At 39.0% G+C, this 16,713-nt stretch carries 15 protein-coding genes and 1 pseudogene; 5 read left to right on the plus strand and 11 right to left on the minus strand.

What is annotated here, in order from left to right:
- Window positions 1-171 precede the first annotated feature (171 nt).
- Both ACX5J7_RS16010 and ACX5J7_RS16015 read left to right on the plus strand, forming a co-directional pair.
- On the plus strand, window positions 172-2,646 hold the full coding sequence (locus ACX5J7_RS16010; protein WP_498707502.1) for a right-handed parallel beta-helix repeat-containing protein: 2,475 nt from the start codon (window positions 172-174) through the stop codon (window positions 2,644-2,646).
- A 196-nt stretch (window positions 2,647-2,842) separates the two neighbouring features.
- Window positions 2,843-3,619, plus strand: a complete 777-nt coding sequence (locus ACX5J7_RS16015) for a sulfotransferase family 2 domain-containing protein (RefSeq protein WP_498707503.1) — start codon at window positions 2,843-2,845, stop codon at window positions 3,617-3,619.
- A gap of 60 nt (window positions 3,620-3,679) precedes the next feature.
- Here ACX5J7_RS16015 and tnpA read toward each other — a convergent pair whose 3' ends face one another.
- Complete coding sequence (gene tnpA, locus ACX5J7_RS16020) at window positions 3,680-3,943, minus strand: IS66 family insertion sequence element accessory protein TnpA (protein WP_498707504.1); 264 nt, start codon at window positions 3,941-3,943, stop codon at window positions 3,680-3,682.
- 78 nt (window positions 3,944-4,021) lie between these two features.
- Between tnpA and ACX5J7_RS16025 the strand changes: the two are divergent.
- Window positions 4,022-4,171: pseudogene (locus tag ACX5J7_RS16025) on the plus strand (integrase core domain-containing protein); the annotation flags it as partial.
- Window positions 4,172-4,432: 261 nt separating this feature from the next.
- Here ACX5J7_RS16025 and ACX5J7_RS16030 read toward each other — a convergent pair.
- The 10 genes from ACX5J7_RS16030 to ACX5J7_RS16075 all read right to left on the minus strand — a co-directional run bounded on the left by ACX5J7_RS16030 (window position 4,433) and on the right by ACX5J7_RS16075 (window position 13,712).
- Window positions 4,433-4,828 (minus strand): hypothetical protein, encoded by a 396-nt coding sequence (locus ACX5J7_RS16030; RefSeq protein ID WP_498707506.1) that lies wholly within the window; start codon window positions 4,826-4,828, stop codon window positions 4,433-4,435.
- A 191-nt stretch (window positions 4,829-5,019) separates the two neighbouring features.
- Entirely contained in the window at window positions 5,020-5,664 is a 645-nt protein-coding gene (locus tag ACX5J7_RS16035) for a sulfotransferase family 2 domain-containing protein (protein ID WP_498707507.1), read from the minus strand.
- 9 nt (window positions 5,665-5,673) lie between these two features.
- Entirely contained in the window at window positions 5,674-6,894 is a 1,221-nt protein-coding gene (locus ACX5J7_RS16040) for a glycosyltransferase (protein WP_498707508.1), read from the minus strand.
- Window positions 6,895-7,998 carry an oligosaccharide flippase family protein gene (locus ACX5J7_RS16045; RefSeq protein WP_498707550.1) on the minus strand — a complete coding sequence of 368 codons (1,104 nt, stop codon included), beginning with the start codon at window positions 7,996-7,998 and terminating at the stop codon, window positions 6,895-6,897.
- A 4-nt stretch (window positions 7,999-8,002) separates the two neighbouring features.
- Window positions 8,003-8,254 carry an oligosaccharide flippase family protein gene (locus ACX5J7_RS16050; protein ID WP_498707551.1) on the minus strand — a complete coding sequence of 84 codons (252 nt, stop codon included), beginning with the start codon at window positions 8,252-8,254 and terminating at the stop codon, window positions 8,003-8,005.
- A gap of 81 nt (window positions 8,255-8,335) precedes the next feature.
- Window positions 8,336-9,217 carry a glycosyltransferase family 2 protein gene (locus ACX5J7_RS16055; protein WP_498707509.1) on the minus strand — a complete coding sequence of 294 codons (882 nt, stop codon included), beginning with the start codon at window positions 9,215-9,217 and terminating at the stop codon, window positions 8,336-8,338.
- 53 nt (window positions 9,218-9,270) lie between these two features.
- Entirely contained in the window at window positions 9,271-10,137 is an 867-nt protein-coding gene (locus ACX5J7_RS16060) for a glycosyltransferase family 2 protein (RefSeq protein WP_498707510.1), read from the minus strand.
- Window positions 10,134-11,246, minus strand: a complete 1,113-nt coding sequence (locus ACX5J7_RS16065; RefSeq protein WP_498707511.1) for a glycosyltransferase family 4 protein — start codon at window positions 11,244-11,246, stop codon at window positions 10,134-10,136. The genes ACX5J7_RS16060 and ACX5J7_RS16065 overlap by 4 nt, the downstream gene beginning before the upstream one ends.
- Window position 11,247: 1 nt before the next feature.
- Window positions 11,248-12,570 (minus strand): O-antigen ligase family protein, encoded by a 1,323-nt coding sequence (locus ACX5J7_RS16070; protein WP_498707512.1) that lies wholly within the window; start codon window positions 12,568-12,570, stop codon window positions 11,248-11,250.
- Window positions 12,571-12,572: 2 nt separating this feature from the next.
- Complete coding sequence (locus ACX5J7_RS16075) at window positions 12,573-13,712, minus strand: glycosyltransferase (protein ID WP_498707513.1); 1,140 nt, start codon at window positions 13,710-13,712, stop codon at window positions 12,573-12,575.
- 353 nt (window positions 13,713-14,065) lie between these two features.
- Between ACX5J7_RS16075 and ACX5J7_RS16080 the strand changes: the two genes are divergently transcribed.
- Together ACX5J7_RS16080 and ACX5J7_RS16085 are read left to right on the plus strand one after the other, a co-directional pair.
- A complete protein-coding gene (locus tag ACX5J7_RS16080) occupies window positions 14,066-14,737 on the plus strand; it encodes a transglutaminase-like cysteine peptidase (RefSeq protein WP_498707514.1) in 672 nt (223 codons plus the stop codon).
- Entirely contained in the window at window positions 14,737-16,674 is a 1,938-nt protein-coding gene (locus ACX5J7_RS16085) for a bifunctional diguanylate cyclase/phosphodiesterase (protein WP_498707515.1), read from the plus strand. Before ACX5J7_RS16080 ends, ACX5J7_RS16085 begins: the two co-directional genes overlap by 1 nt.
- Window positions 16,675-16,713 lie beyond the last annotated feature (39 nt).

Raw genomic sequence — 16,713 nt, forward strand, 5'->3', positions numbered from 1 at the left:
CTCGTTGCTATGCCGGCTGCTTTTCATACAAAGATCAACAACCTCTAGAGACTGTAACTAATTTAATTAGCGAGATCCCAGCTTGCACCTTGATACGTAACAACGTTAGCACTACCCTTTTAAAACAGCCCTAGTTTTCTTGTCATGCTTTTCAATCTATAGGCATATACCATGCACTCTACTAACTCAAACTCATCTATTTTTTGCTTCACTTTAATCGGCTTGCTGTCTTTTTTAACGCTTTCTTGTGCCACTATAAGCAAGAATGATAAGAATTATACGAAGGGGAGCCAACCCGGTGATATTTTGTATAGCTATGTTCATGCGAATATTAGCGATAGTGATACCGTAAGCTCATTACTAGCTAATTACGAAGGCCCTAAAAACTTATCGACCATTGTTGAAAAGTACGAAGACGAGATAGCCCAGTTGTATAAGCAACATGTGTTAATACCTAGCCCACCTATCAGTGAAGATGAAAAGAAAGCGCGGTTTGCCAATATAACCTCTAATCAAGCCTCCGCTCTATTTGCTTTTTATCCCATTGATACTGCAAAGTGGATGAAAATCATTTCAACATATTCGGGTTTAAGCAAAAACGATATTTACGAGTCGGCGATTACAGCAGGGTTAGACCCTACAATAGTTTTTGCCGCATCAGCTTCTGGATTTGAAGATACAGCTACCCCGCTTATTAATTCGATAGGGTTAGTAATTTACGGCCAGGATGAAGAAAGTACTGCCACCGTTAAATTTAGAGCCGAAGATGATACTTATTGGCGTGAAGGGCTAGATTTAGCATGGGAGCCAATTTACGGGTCATTCGCTGGAAGCATAGTGTACCTAGAAGCAAGCACTACGTATCATATAGAAGTAACCGTCACGGATGCTTATGGCGATATCGTTGAACATTCCTTTCAAACAACAACAAAACCTAATACGCCCCCTATCGACCCAAATAAAATTTATTACCTTTCTGAGATATATTCTGGCGGACAACTGGATTTAGAAGCGCTAAATATAGAAGGTAGCGCAGATGGCTATGCAAAAATTATAGGCGACGGCCCCGTTATTGAAGCTGGCAGCGATGTACTTGCGGCTGTAAATATTGGTAACAACTCGTACGTTATGCTAGAAAATCTTACAGTTAAAGGCGGGCAGCGTTACGGTATATTTGCAAAAAAGGCACACCATATCTGGATTAAAGGTTGCAACGTATCGGAGTATGGAAGAGAAGCAGTTGATATTAGAAACGGCAAAGCTTACTCAAGCCCGACAAGTAACTCCCCTATCAATTACGATTCGGGTATTTACTTAGAGCGAAGCGGTATTGCTGTGATTGAAGAGTGTGAAGTACATAGCCCCAATCTAGGAGCAAATAATTGGTCGGTTGGTCACCCTAAAGGTGCAAATGCGCTTCAAGTTTGGGCATATCATGACAGTGATGCATACCGGGGTGAATTTATAGTTAGAAATAATCGTTTCTACGGTAGTCAAGATCACAGATTTAACGATGTCATCGAAGGTAGAATGAACACAGAACGCCGTGGCGGATTCGTAAAAAACTCAGCTATTCATGGCAATTATTTGGCTTATGCAAACGACGACCTCATTGAAATTGATGGGGGGCAGCAGAATGTTCTGGTATACGATAATGAACTTATTCAAGGTTATACTGGAATTAGTATTGCACCGAATCTCTTAGGACCAAGTTACTTGTTTCATAACTTTATTCATAACTTAGGTGACGATAGAGGAAAAGAATGGACTGCGATAAAAGCTGGAGGCCTCATGTCTAAGCCTGCAGGACAGACATTCATCTTTGAAAATTTTATTGACGTTCAGAGAAATGGAATAGCAGCTTCTAAAGTCGTTGGAGACTCAACTTTTTGGGTCAATACAAAAAATAACATTATCATTACTCAAAATACAGGAAGCTCAGTTGGCTACTGTATTTTTGATAAAGAAAAATTTATAGGGAGTGTTAGTAGCAATGACCTTTGTTTTAACGAAACCTTACAAGACGCAAGATATGAGTTCGACTTAACTAATCTTTCTGAACATCCCCTTTCAGACAACCTCGAGTTTGTTGAATCTTTGAAAGCATTGATGCCATCAACCAGCTCCATAAGTGAGGGCAATACCATACCTAACTTTACAGAAATGGTAGCTCTTACTCCTAGTATCAAAGAACCAGAAACTATTTGCGAATTTAATCTAGAACAAACTGCGTATGTTCCAATTACTAAACAATATAAATATGGCACCACTGTAGTGTCGCCGGAAGGTACCGTAACAATGACAGGAAATAACTGGATACGTTTTCCGATTAATTGTGTATTAACTGAAAGCTCAATCGTTAACCTTAAACTAAAAATAGAAGGTCAAGCAGAGATTGTCGGTATCGGAATGGAAACAGACACTAAAGAAACAAGCAATAGAATAATTAGGTTTTCAGGAACCCAAGAGTGGGGTTTAGATGGTACAGCCAACTTTGATGAGAGTAGTAATGCCGTTGAGTTTCCAGTCGGAAAATACATTACCGGGCAGATAGATTACTTATATTTATTGTTAGATTACGATAGCGTTACCCCCATAGAAAACAAAGTTAAGGTAGTATTTAGCAATATAAGAGTAAGTGAATAGACCTGAACTTCTTTGTAAACAAAATGGCAAATATTGAAAGCAATAAACCTGTAATAAGGCAGGCTTAAAATAATACACATCGTGGTGCGATAAATCCGTTTAAAAAACTAAAATTTAATTTTTAGGATCAATACTTGCTTCACGGTCTCTATTCTAATTATATAAAGTTAAAAACAACTAATATTAAGGATTTAGTTTGAGGCAGCAAATAAAGAAGAAGGTCGAAAAAATTTTAGAGAGCTACCCCAAGGTGTTTTTTTGTCACGTGCCTAAGTGTGGGGGCGTTTCGTTATCCGACGCGATTTACGAATCTCTTTATCCCAAGATATTAAAAGCATCTCGCTTCACTAATAATATCGATTTAAAGGGAAGTAAGGTCGCGAGCGAGATATTGAACCTTGACATGATGACGGTAAGAGAAGCTCAACTTGTTAATTACCTTAACTCCAAAGGCCAAGTGTTCATAACTGGTCATTGTAGGGCCCGCCCGGAAGTAACTTCAGAATTCTCTAAAAATTGGAATTTTATAACCATTTTACGTGAACCTGAAAAACGCTTTGTGTCTGAGTACGTTTATAATAGATTCAAGTCCTCTTCGTGGTTAAAGAATGATAGTGAAATTTCTGAGTATTTAGATACAGAAAAAGCCAAATCTTCAAGTACAACATACGCACGTTTCTTTTCAAAATTTAGTACATACGAAGAAATTATGGCTAATAAAAATGAAGCTATTGATTCTGCAATTTTAAATCTAGCGAATTTTGCAAGTGTCGGTGTGCTTGAAGATTTAGAGAGTTGGCAGAAACAGTTCAACAACAAATTCGGTGCTAATATAAAAGTTAGTAGTAAAAATACCACGCCTAATAGTGATGAAGCTCAAAAGATATATAATAATAGTGCAATAATGGAAAGAATTCGTGAGTTCACCAAGGTAGATCGAACTATTTACGAAGCAGTTCTACGTAAAGAATAAATAATTCTTGTTTGAAAGCTTACTTGTCTCAAGGTCAATCAGAGTTGGGACATCTAATCATTATTCGCTATAGCGCAACTTACAAAAAAAGGGGCTGTTAAGCCCTTTATAATTATTCAAATGTAAGCGTCTGGCAACTTCACGTTTCACCTGAACAAACTTGTTGCTTGTTCGCTGTAACCGAATATCACGACGCTTGGTGTAGTAAGTTTGAACATTATTCTGCTGTTGGCGACAAAACGCCACTGCGGTGAGCCCGCTTTGCTTTCGCTGCTCGAATAAGTTGAGCCAGTCTTGGATGTCTCTTCGTTGATATTGCGGCATGGTCATTCTCCTTAACAAAAAGAGAACACCATGCCGTAGCTAATTTATGAATTGAATGTGGGGATTACCGGACGGATACTTCTTAAAAATGAATACTTACTCTATAAGCCAAGAGATTTAGAAGAAGCGAGAAAGATGGTTGCAGAGTCAGTAGCAATCTATAATGGTAGGCGGCCACATCTGGCCCTTAAATACAAAACGCCCGATGGAATACATCGGGCATTTTAACCGAAATAAGTGTCAACCTATTTCAAGACGAGTCAGAAAGACTATCTCTTAAAGCGTCGTGCACCAATAAAAAAAGCACCAACTAGAGAAAGTAGGAGAACCGAAGGCTCGTGAACTTGTGCAACATTGCTAGATGATGCAGTATTCAACGCCTGAATGTTCTCATCAGTCAAAACCAGCAAATCACCACCTAACAAGTCAGATGAAAAAGCGATACTGCTAAGCCCACCACAGCACTCTTCAGCCCAAACAACATCAATTTTAGTTAATCCAATTGAAGCGATCTACTGACTGGACATCACTGTTTGTCCACGTTTTTCTCCACCAAAGATCATCTTCGGTGTCTAGAACATTCGACCCATTCACGTAGATTTCTGCTCCGTAAAACGCGTCTAAGCCAGCAAAAAGAGTAAATTGAACAAGCGAAGAAAAATCAAATTCAAACGAGATGTGAGAAACTGACTGAGTTTCAGAATTAACCATATCAAAAGCTGATGCATTTGATGTAGTAGCAGACGAGCTGTTGTTGATGTAATCCAATAGACTAGAACTCGCGTCGAAAGTGCTGTCTATACCAGTGTACTTATACTCGATAAGTGCTGCGTGAGAAACGCTTGTGGTAAGTGCAAGTAGCAGCGCTGCAATGTACTTCTTCATATGGACCTCAATAATACTTGAAATAATTAATATGTTACTGAAAATCAATAAAGCAAAATTTAGGCCACCACATAAAACCCTTTAAAATCAACAGCTTATAAAAAACACAGTATTCCGAGAATATATATTGTAAATATTTCTGACAGTAACGATTTTCACGAATGTATTGTCTATATGACGTTAATATGAAACTAGTATTCAAATAATTCGAAATCTTTTGAATACAAATCAAATATTTTTTCGCGAACATTATCAGAAACATCTGACCCATTAGATAACTTTGAAACGTTAGATTTAGGTAACGTAGTATTTAGATCGAGTTTATCTGCTACGACTTTGAAATCTTGATCGATCTTTTCGTATCTACCTACAAAGTCAACCATCACTTCAAAATATTCATTACATAAAAAACTAAATTGCGGCCTGAAAAGTACTTCTGTATGTATCCGCATAGAATTAAGGTAATTTAGGACAAAGTCATCGAATTGATTATATTCACTATTTATAAGTGCACTTAACCGCTTATTATTAGTTCCATTTCCACCAGACAATAAATAACGGTGAACCGAAAGCAGTCTATCAACTGGATGGCGTACAAATGCGAACTTGAAACTTCTTTCAAAACGCTTCTTGTCCGCGCTTTTAAAATTGAAAGCTGAGCAATGGTCTCGTTGAACATGCTTAGTAGAGCCAGATAAAGCGTGTAGCACGCTTGTACCCGCCGCCTTGGGTATATGAATAAAAATGCAATTATGCTTACACATATAGCGACGATAGGGATAAATATTGAGATAACTCTTAATATGATAACTTATTGCAGTTTTTATACCTAACATGTGCTTTCCCTATCTACCTAAAATCTTAATCAAGTCATCTCTCAAAACTTTCGAATTGAAAGATTGCTCTATTTTTTTTCTAGCATTATCACGTATTTCACTCAGGTCCCGCCGCTTCGATATATCTAATATTGCATTGCTTATAGCATCACTGTCATGTTCTTGTACTAAGAAGCCTGTCTTCTTATTTTCAATAAGTTCCGGTATTCCGCTATGATATGTTGACAACACGATTACGCCGCTAGCCATTGCTTCCATCAGCGATACAGGAATACCCTCTTTGTCACCATATCGGTCCTGTATTGAAGGGAGTAAGAATAAATCAGTACGTTTTAGTTCGTTAGCAACTTCTATGGGTGAGCAAGCACCTAAAAAGCTTACTCTATGTTTGTTATCATGCCTTTCCACTATCTCTTTTAAATTTGGCAGCAAACTTCCATCACCAATCAACGTTAGGTGGCACTCTACTTCCGTGTTTAGAATTGCCTTTATCGCATACTTAAGTCCTTTCTTTTCTGTCGCTCTAGCGACAGAAAGCACCTGAAGTGGTGAAGATAGTTCTTTATCGCTGAAAGAAAAAGTATCGACATCTACGCCCATATGGACGACTTCTATGCTCGATTTGTTAGCACCAAAATTAACTAAAGATTCAGCCCAATGTTCGCTAATAGGTAACAACTTTCCACCTAACTTGCCATACTCTTCTTTCCATAACTTCAATTGGTCATAACGACTTATTTCATAACCATGAAAAACCGTAAATAGGTTTTCACAGTCTATAAGTTCAGCATTTCGGAGATAATCTAGTACTACACCATTACTTCCAAAGTGCGCTATGCAATTTTCCATAACGATTTTTTTGTTCCGCAAATGCCAAACTAAACATAGTAAATCTTTTGCCGTAAAAAAATTTTTCTTCTTTATTAGCCGGCTTGCTAAACCTAAAATCGGCCAACGCTGCTTAACACACGCGCACAACAATGCCCCGAGGAGCATATATACCCACGACTTTTTTGAGTGCGGCTCTGGTAATATTGACGATACTTTTTCATCCACATCCGGTCCAAATATGGAAGTTAGTATTGAAGAAGTATGATCAATAGGATTTACAGCCAACACATGAACATCCATTCCCTGGTTCTTGAGATCTTTTACTTGATTAAGGACGAACGTTTGCGATAACACAGGGAACGTCCGTACAAAAAAGTAAACTTTTTTGGAAATTGACATTTAAAATCCTTTTACTCTTATAAGTGAGTTTTTTAGCTCTTTGTAGAAGACCAACAACATAGCGGCTATAGCAAATGTAAGCATTGCTACAATGATTTCTTTTACCAAAAATACTTCGGGTATAAAAGGCAAAACAAAATACTTTAGTATGGCTAGCGGGACAGACAGTGAAGTCACGACTATAAGCATATTTTTAACTGAAAAAGGGAAGCTGACGTTTGTGATAAATAATATGAAATAATAATTCACAATAGGAAACAGGATAAGCTGGAATACAGCCATCGCCGAGACCAGAGCAACTACACCATACTGTGAGGACGCATAAATAACTAGTGTATTAGGCAAAAGTAAAATTACATTCCAGAGAAAATTTCTCTTGGTAAAGCCAGTCGCCTGAACTAATGGTCCGACTAAGTTAGAACTAGCTACACGGATGAACCAAAATATTGAAAGTATTGATAATACCCAGCTATGTTGCACAAAATCGGAACCGAAGAACAACGCTGTGACTAGGTCTGACGTGATGATTACTGGTATGTAAATAATTGCTAGTACAAACAGTTGTAGTATAAAGAAGTCTTTATAGACTCTGGCGAATCGCGTTCCATTTTCTTTTACTTCTGCAAATGCGGGTAATGCCACTTTACCTATAATAGGCTGTAGTGCCTGTGCAGGTCTGCTGGCAAGTTGCTTTATAACATGGTAAACCCCTAATTCGTTGCTCGGAAGGGTTACAGCTAGAATAATAACGTCAAGTTGCCTTCTTAGAATATTTAGAGCCTGAGATCCAAAGTCAAATATTCCATAATTGAAAGCTTCACGATAAATAGCAGTATTTACTTTAGTCGTTAGGTTTACTTCTCTTCCCAAAACCATCATGAACCCAACCAGACGAACTAACTGGTATACGATAGTGGCTCCTACTAAACAAAGTAGCTCCAAATGACTAAAACTGATTGCAAACACAAAGGATAGGACTTTCGCAAATATATCAACTTGCGCTACCCGTTGATGATGAAAGTTTTTCATTCCTACTGCTTGATATTGCGAGGCAATAGATGAAATTACTAGTAAAACAGTGGCCAACCTTAGTTCTTGGACTATGCTTTCATACCCAAGCGCAGTTGCTAAAAAGGGCGTTAATAAAAAATAACACCAAGCTGAATATTGCGCCTATCCCAAGAGCAAGAAAATATATGGCATTGCTTGTGGGTTGGTCTGCATTCTTTTTATATACTAGAAAGTTCGAGATTCCTCCCAAAGCGAAAGCAACAAATACCTCTATCACCATATTAACAACGGCGAACTGACCAAATACTGCTGGAGCTAAAATGCGCACTAATATAGCGAGCTGCGCCATCGTTAGCAGTAGGTTTACTATTGTCGCTAATGTCGTCCATGAAGTAGCACTTACTATCCTGCTCAATTTATATTATTCCTTTTAGCTTCTTGTACTTTGTTGACCAGCTGTGAGCTTCGCTATTTCTGATAACGATACAAAGAATATCGCTGATATGATTCCAAAGACCGATAACCTTTGTTTAAGAGAGGCTTCATTCGAAAAAAACACAAGAAGCGTACGTTTGATATATAGTTTAACGGCCTCCCAAAGCAGCTTTATGGACTTGAGCTTGCCGTCTGTTTTATCCCAAGAGCCACCGATAACCCGCCTTCTTTTCTTAAGAATTTCTTGCTTATTTCTGGCTGGGTGAGCAACTACTGCCTGCTTACAAAAAACAACACTTAAACCATTGTTAGTAAGTCGCTTTGCCATATCATGATCTCCTCCCGATTTAAGTTTGGCGTTGAACCCACCTAACTCGAGAAGTGTCTTTTTTTTCGACAGCCAATTTGCTGTAATGCAAACGCCTCTCCTCGCATACTCTTCTTGATTCATTGAGAAAAAGCTCTCGTATGCTAGAGATGCATCATCAATAATATCAGCGTCATCTTTGAAAAAGCTAACATCACCCGCGACTACACCTATATCCCTCTGAGTTTCGGCGCACTCAATTAGAGAAGCCAACCAGTTTTTATCTGGAACGCAATCAGAGTCTGTAAATGCTACATAGTTTCCTTTAGCAACCGAAAGCCCCTTGTTTCTTGCAGCATATGAACCAGGCTGAAGCTCTTGTAAAACAGTGATACCTTCAATCCTTTGAATTTCTTCAAAAGTCCTATCAGTAGAGCCATTATCAATAATTATTATTTCGTAAGCTTCAGGTACAAACTGTTGACTCTTAAGCGCGTTAATGCATTTAACAACTCTTCGTTCATCATTCCATACGGGAACGATTACAGAAACTTTTACGTTTGAAGTCATGTGAACCACGCATTTAATTTTTAATAAGTAGGAGAGTAATCGGAGAATCACTCTTATATGGACATAGGTCTATTGAATACCTTACGTTTGAGTGCATTAAAAAAGAAAACAAAGGTAGCTCTGACACCTGCCATTTTAAGAGCTTGGATGATCCAGCGTGACTTTTCATTCTTATGTTTAAGAGAAAACAAGATTTGTTCACAGACTCGTTTTTTAAACCAATAGTCACCAAGAAAAACCTTATGCTTATATGCAGACCCCAACCTTTTATCAATGTCTTCCGGTTTCATTTTACGTACTTTTGCACCGATGCCATCTTCATTTTGGAATCTATACAAAAAAACTGGCTTAGGTATATTTTTAAACTTAACGCCTTTTTGAAAAAGTCTTACATACATATCCCAATCTTGGCCATTATTTAATGATTCATCGAAAGAGTGCATCAACAATAGTTCACGTTTGGCACTGAAGCCACTCATTCCGCAGTAGGTATTTCCTCGAAGAAGTGATGGTTTAGTCACCTCTTCATCATTGTTCACAACGACAACATCCTCATTACCTAACTGTTTAAAACCAGAAACGATAGCATCAGCACCAGCTTCATAATGGCCAACCAAAGTTGTCAGATATTCCGGTAACCAAATATCATCGTCATCCAAAAAAGCAATTACTTCGCCACTAGCTTCTTCAATACCTAAATTTCGAGCCTTGTTTGCCCCGCAAGAGACGTTTTGTCTTAAGTACCTAGCACCTAGGGCATTGATAGTAGGCATAGCGCTTTCGTATGTTTGACTCGAATTATCGTCAATAATGATAATTTCAAATGGTGAATAAAGCTGGCTTTTTACACCATTTAGAGCTTCTAAGAGACAGTCGGGTCGATTGTAGGTAGTGATGACTACTGAAATATTTAAGCTCACCTGCTAGCACCTTTTATAAAAACGCTTTTCATTAAACTAAGGGTATTATCAGCAATTCGGTCCCAATTAAAAATGTATAAATACCTATTCTGGTCTAGCGCCAAATCTAGCGAATCTAAATTGGTCAATTTGTTAGCCAGAGCTGCAGTATCCCCAACCTCAAAATAGCTATCTACCGGTGCTTCGATATCTTTATTAGGTAAGATGTCACTAAGAATTACAGGCGTACCCGCACTTATAGCTTCAAGCGCAACAATAGGTAAACCTTCATGATATGACGGCAATACAAATACTCTCGCGTGTTTGTATAACGCTTTAAGTTCATCGCCTGACCTCCGGCCAGCAAAAATAATGTTATCGCTCCCTTGTTCTACCAATGTACACGCGTATTCATCCTGATGATCTGCTTGGCCGACTATAACTAACTTTAAAGAAGTATTAGCTTTTTGGTAGGCAGCCACCAAATCGTGAAAGCCTTTTTCGGGTACCAGCCTGCCCACTGTGAGAACATAGCTATTTGAGGAGAGTCCTAATTCCTTGGGAAGTGCACTTGCACTAATCTCCCCTGTAAATGAGGGCAACATGCCATTGGGCACATATTCGATTTTTCCAGCTTGATTTGAAAATTCTTTTTTCAGCCTGTTCGTTAAAGTTTTTCCTACTACAAACATTTTATTTGAAAATAACACTCCCATTTTTTCGCCAGATCTTAGAATAAACTTCGCTAGTCCATTCCACTTTTGTCGGTCATAATCTGCACCATGGTGTGTCACTACTACTTTCATACCTAGCAACCGCGCGAGCGGAGTAAACAATGCAGGCCCAATAGCGTGAAGATGAACTACATCTGGATGTACAAATATTCTTGCGTACAGAATCGCAAAAAAAGTGTGCATAAAGGTTTCTAAGAATTTATGTTTTAAGGTCCATACACTAACTACGTCTACACCTTTGTAGGTATATTTGTTTCCGCTTACATAAGGTGAACGCGCAATAACTACTACTGAATCGCCCTTTTCTACCATACGTGGGTATAACTGCTGGCAGTGTGACTCTATGCCCCCCATAACATCGGGTATTCCGCGTAAACCTATCGCACATATCTTCATATTATTTGGCGAACCTCATGACTTGATTGTTATGTAAGTTTGGATCAAAAAGCTTTTTCGGTGCAGATAAAGCAAGAACAACGCTAATTAGAATTGCAAAGAATATTAAGCCCTCGATATTCCAAAGCGGCATTGTTGCCATATTCATTATTAAAAAACCAACTATTGAAAAAGCTACTATTTTAGATAGACCACTTTTGCTGATTCTTAATGCTTGGTTTAACGAATATCCAAACATGAAAATAAAAACGGTGAAACCAACTACTCCATATTCATAAAGATTTGATACATAGGTATTATGCGCATATTTAGCGAATACTCCTTTCCAAGAATCAGGACCAAACCCAATTAACTGGTTAAGAGCATTAGCATTCACAAACCCATCTATATATTGACTCCAGATGAATACGCGAGCCGACATAATGTCTTTTTCGGCTTCGCTAAAATATATTGGCGCTTTAAAAATAATATCTAAGTTACTAATTAGCAGACCTACATCAGAGAAGCGTTCACGCATGGTAAATGACAAAACCATAAACGATGCAACGATAACCATAGAGACGATTGTCAGCACAGGCACTTTTTGTGAGGGTTTTAACCGTTGCTCGACAAGCGTGAAATAAAAAACGGCCGCTATAGGCAAAATCGTAAGTACCGAAGTTCTATAGTTCACTAGAACAAGTAGCAATATAGCCAAGGAAAATAAGCCAGTTCTGAAGCGAATGGAGTTTGGCTTAGTCAGTCCTATTACGAAAATGAAACTAACTATAATCATTGAAAAGGCGGCTTCGTGGTTGTAACCACCGATAAAGCTGGTTGAACCATCTGCTTCAGCTGCTTTTGCATGCCCTAACAAAATAGACAGTACCTGCATTGTCACCGGCATCACAAATGCTACTAATAACTTTTTAAATGTTTCCTGTTGCCCTTGAACTCGTATAGATAGAAATAATGCCCCTGCCAAAACTAAGAAGTAACACCATTTAACCAATACATTTATTGCACCTGGTATCTTCATATTCACAAAACCGCTGACAGCGATTACCGTAAAAAATAGATAAAATGGAAAAAGCTTCTTGAGGGTAAATACTGTAAACGGCAAAAAGAATAGCCCCAGCCCAGCCACAGAAATACTCGAAAGCGCATTTATCGAAAAGCCCGCAACCAACGAAGGGTACGTAATAGTATGAAACGCCGACAAAAAGAATCGCAGCCATATAGCGCAAATAGCAAACGCTAAATATTTATTGCAGTTCCCAGTTATGGTGCGATACACCATAATAAAACTTATTAGGCCAACAACTACTTTTAACCCTTCAAACATGTTTATTCGCAAACCTTTTCAATAATGGCTATTACTTTTTCTTGAAAGGCATTGTAAGAAAATTGCTTTGCACAGTTTTTGCTTTTTGCAACGTAAGATGCCCGAACAGTTTCATCACTGAATGAGCTTAACGCACTTGCAACACCTTCAGCGTTATTCAACTCACAAAGAATACCGTTTTTTTCATTGCTAGCGCCAGTTACTCTGTAAGGATATTGCTCGGCAATAATTTCTGCAGGGCCAGATTCGCAGTTTGTTGCTATTACCGCTTTTTCTAAACACATGGCTTCAACAATGGCATTAGGGAAGCCTTCAGCGTTCGACGTACTTACAAAGTATTCGGCATTGCTTAAATAAGGGTATGGGTTTGCTTTAAAACCAAGAAACTGCGTTTTGTTTTCAATTCCTAGGTCTTTGGCTTGTGCTTTTAGGTTCGCTTCTTCATCGCCCACGCCCAGAATTACTAGGTTTTCTGCTATGTTAGCTTTAGCATAGGCGTTAAGTAGTAAAGTGAAATTTTTATTTTTGACTAAGCGCCCTACCCCAATAATGTAAGGCTTTGCTGGTAAGTCCGACACATTTTCCGATGCCTGAGCTTGAAGCTGCTCAATATCATACGGGTTATACAGCACCGAAATTTTATCTCTTGATACTGCATAGTTGTCGATAAGGTCGGCTTTTACACCTTCAGAAACGGCAACAACGCTGTCAGCTTTGTTGTAAAACAAACGAACTAATAGTCGGCTAACACTGTCTTTTAGCCCGCCGGAAAGATGGCTTGTTGTATTAACCCGCTCGCTTATTATGGCTTTAAATTTTAGCCGTTTAGCCAAGGTAACGTTTAAGAAGTTACTTCTTGTTAAAAAGCTGAAGCAATATTCTGGGTTCAGGTCTGCCAATACGGGTTTTAGTTGCTTATACCCTGAAACCAAACTGCCTTCAGCATTAAGTACTATTTTATTTACGTACTCGGGGCAAAGCTGTGACTCTGGCAAGTCGTCAAGAAGAATAAGATGAACAGGAACACGTTTAGCAACAAAGTACGATTGCATTATGGTTAATAGCTTAACCATTACTCGTTCAGCGCCACCGCCTTCAAGTGAATTAATGATAAACACCGCTGGACGCGCTGAGTACTCCATGAAAGTTCCTTTTCGTTGTAAAATTACTACAAAGCTTGGCAATGATACCAGACGGCGCACAACTTCATAACCCGCACCGCGTACTTATAATTTTAAAATCTTAATTAAAAACAATTAAACATAAACCATGCCAGAAAGATCACTTTTTAATAAAAAGACTTTATGGCTTTTGAAATGCCTTTCAAGTTCTTAATAAGTTTGCCATCATTATGTTATTGGTAGGCAAGCTATGCTAACCCATAGTAGTGAAAGATTTTTTACACTTGCCTTAATCTATTGCATAAAGTACCTACGGTTTGCACCAAAAGAAACGTTCATGCTCACCTTTTCTTGCCTTATTAACTGTGCGCGGCATGTTATCAGCTGCTCGCATGGTTGTGATTATAGGGTGTACTTTGCTGGCAGTTACATCGCCCATTGCACAACAAAAAACCGTGTTCACACCGCAAGTTTATGCCCGTATTGGTTCAGTTTATGGCACTGAGGCTAGCGAAAACGTTGCTAAATGGCGACAATTGGTTAGTGAACTACAAAGCGAAGACTTAGACGAAAAGCTTTACCAGATAAACCGCTTTTTTAACCGGTTTGATTTTGTAGACGACCTTGTTCACTGGCAACAAAAAGATTATTGGGCAACACCAATTGAGTTTATCTCTACCGGTGCTGGCGACTGTGAAGACTACACTATTGCAAAATACTTCTCTTTGATTGAACTTGGCGTTCCTGAACAACAGTTGCGATTAATGTATGTAACCGCCTTAGAATTACGCCAACCCCACATGGTTTTGGCGTATTATGAAACCCCAACCTCTGTTCCACTTGTTTTGGATAATATAAATAGGCGTATATTGCCTGCTAATAAAAGAAGAGATTTGTCACCCATTTATAGCTTTAATGGTAACGGCTTGTGGGCCGCTAAAGCTATGGGAACGGGCCGTAAGCTGAGGGGAAGCGGCCCAATGAAGATGTGGGACGATATGGTAGAGCGGCTAGACCGCGTTATGTACGGAGATAAACAAGAATAATGAGACTATCTACCCAATTAAGTTCAAGCTTACTCGTTTTTTTAATACTGGTTTTTGCTGGTTCTTTCATAATAAACGTTAAGTTAACCAGAGAGTATGTAAACGAGCAGCTTGCCACCCACGCGCAAGATACTGCGACTTCGCTGGGGCTATCTATTACCCCATACTTGAGTGAAGCCAATGGTATAGCGGTAGCCGAGACCATGGTAAATGCTATTTTTGATAGAGGGTTTTACCAATACATAACCATTACAGATATGGAAGGGAATTTACTGATTGAAAGGCGCAACCCTAATACCATTGATACGGTCCCAGACTGGTTTACTAGCATTGTGGAAGTTACACCACCGGTAGAGACAACCGAATTAAATGATGGTTGGACGATGGCGGGCGAACTCGCGGTTCAAAGTCACCCAGGCCTTGCCAATGAAACATTATGGGAAAGCGTAAAGCAAAGTGCGTTTATGTTCTTTGCTGCTTTTGTTTTTGCCTATATTGCGCTGCTGTTTATTATTACTGCCATCACAAAGCCCCTTCGTATTGTGGTAAACAAAATTGAAGATATACAAAACCAAAAGTTTTCCCACATTAACTACAAACCTTTCACGAAAGAACTTTCTTTTATAACTCAGGCAGTAAACAGGCTTTCTTCGTCTGTTGAGGTAATGTTTAAAGAGCTAACCCAAAAAGCCGAACAGTTCAGAATTCAAGCCTTTGAAGACAGCCTTACCGGTGTGCAAAACAGGAACGCTTTCACTCGCCACATGAACGCGCTACTAAGTAAAACTGCCACCTCGGATGAAGGCTATGTTATTTTAATACGTCTTGCACAACTAAACGCTATTAACATGACGTTAGGCGCACAAGATGGCGATAATTATGTAACTGCGGTAGCTAAAGAGCTAAGGAACTTTGCTTCTAGCATTCAGGAAACGGCGTTTCTGTTTAGGGTATCTGGCGCTGATTTTGTATTGGTGACAGAGTCGATGACTAAGCAAGATTGTGAAGCCCACATAAACGTACTTTGTAGTACCCTAGCGCCTTGCAACTCACTTAAAGATGGCAGTAAAGCAGTATGGATTGGCGCTGCGCAGTTTAATGATGAACAGTCTTTTTCTGAAATTATGGAAAATGCCGACAGTGCGCTTATGGCTGCGACCAAACAGCCTCATGGCTGGCAGTTCGCTTCTGAGCTTTCTCATATTCACAGTAACACAGCGTGGAAAGAGCGTTTAAACCAAATTTTAGATCAGCAATACGCTGATATACTTATTCAGCCTGTAATGAATGTTGAAAAAAACACACCCGCTTACTGCGAGGCGTTTGCGCGATTTAAAGACAAAGATACTGGCTCCCCAATACCAATGTCTCAATTAATTCCGGCGTCAGAGCGCTTGAACTTAATTCCTGAGGTCGATAAGTTGGTGGTTAGCCTAGTGCTTAATAAGCTAGCAAAAGATAAACGTAATGTTGCCATTAACATTGCGAACGCGTCGCTAGCTAATGCTTCGTTTAGGCAGTGGTTATTAGGTTTACTGAACCAAAATGAAGCGCTATGCACTTATTTGATCTTTGAGTTAGAAGATTCTGCATTAATACACCACAAAAACGATGCAGTATCGTTTTGCAAGTCGCTGGTTAATTTAGGTTGCATGATTACCATTGAACATTTTGGAGATAATCTTGCATCATTAGTAGGGTTAAGGGCTATTCAGCCTCATTTTGTAAAAATTTCCGGCAAACTTACGAAAGATATTCACTCAGACAAAGACAGTCAGCTGTTTGTAAGTAGTTTATTGAGTATCGCTCGCGGGTTAAGTATTAATATTATTGCTGAACTTGTTGAGAATGAAGCCGAGTCGATTGCACTATCGCAACTACATGTCTCGTATCAGCAGGGTTTTCACTTCGCCAAACCTTCGTTATGGCAGTTTTAATACACGCGAAAAATGAGCATAAGTGAATAGGTGTACAAC

This window comes from Alteromonas infernus (genome assembly GCF_902705815.1).

Bases quoted from the DNA above. Each gene is read 5' to 3' on its own strand.
- ACX5J7_RS16010 (WP_498707502.1), top strand. From the start codon at position 172: ATGCACTCTACTAACTCAAACTCATCTATTTTTTGCTTCACTTTAATC.
- tnpA (WP_498707504.1), bottom strand. From the start codon at position 3,943: ATGCCGCAATATCAACGAAGAGACATCCAAGACTGGCTCAACTTATTC.
- ACX5J7_RS16030 (WP_498707506.1), bottom strand. From the start codon at position 4,828: ATGAAGAAGTACATTGCAGCGCTGCTACTTGCACTTACCACAAGCGTT.
- ACX5J7_RS16035 (WP_498707507.1), bottom strand. From the start codon at position 5,664: ATGTTAGGTATAAAAACTGCAATAAGTTATCATATTAAGAGTTATCTC.
- ACX5J7_RS16040 (WP_498707508.1), bottom strand. From the start codon at position 6,894: ATGTCAATTTCCAAAAAAGTTTACTTTTTTGTACGGACGTTCCCTGTG.
- ACX5J7_RS16050 (WP_498707551.1), bottom strand. From the start codon at position 8,254: ATGGCGCAGCTCGCTATATTAGTGCGCATTTTAGCTCCAGCAGTATTT.
- ACX5J7_RS16055 (WP_498707509.1), bottom strand. From the start codon at position 9,217: ATGACTTCAAACGTAAAAGTTTCTGTAATCGTTCCCGTATGGAATGAT.
- ACX5J7_RS16065 (WP_498707511.1), bottom strand. From the start codon at position 11,246: ATGAAGATATGTGCGATAGGTTTACGCGGAATACCCGATGTTATGGGG.
- ACX5J7_RS16070 (WP_498707512.1), bottom strand. From the start codon at position 12,570: ATGTTTGAAGGGTTAAAAGTAGTTGTTGGCCTAATAAGTTTTATTATG.
- ACX5J7_RS16075 (WP_498707513.1), bottom strand. From the start codon at position 13,712: ATGGAGTACTCAGCGCGTCCAGCGGTGTTTATCATTAATTCACTTGAA.
- ACX5J7_RS16080 (WP_498707514.1), top strand. From the start codon at position 14,066: ATGTTATCAGCTGCTCGCATGGTTGTGATTATAGGGTGTACTTTGCTG.
- ACX5J7_RS16085 (WP_498707515.1), top strand. From the start codon at position 14,737: ATGAGACTATCTACCCAATTAAGTTCAAGCTTACTCGTTTTTTTAATA.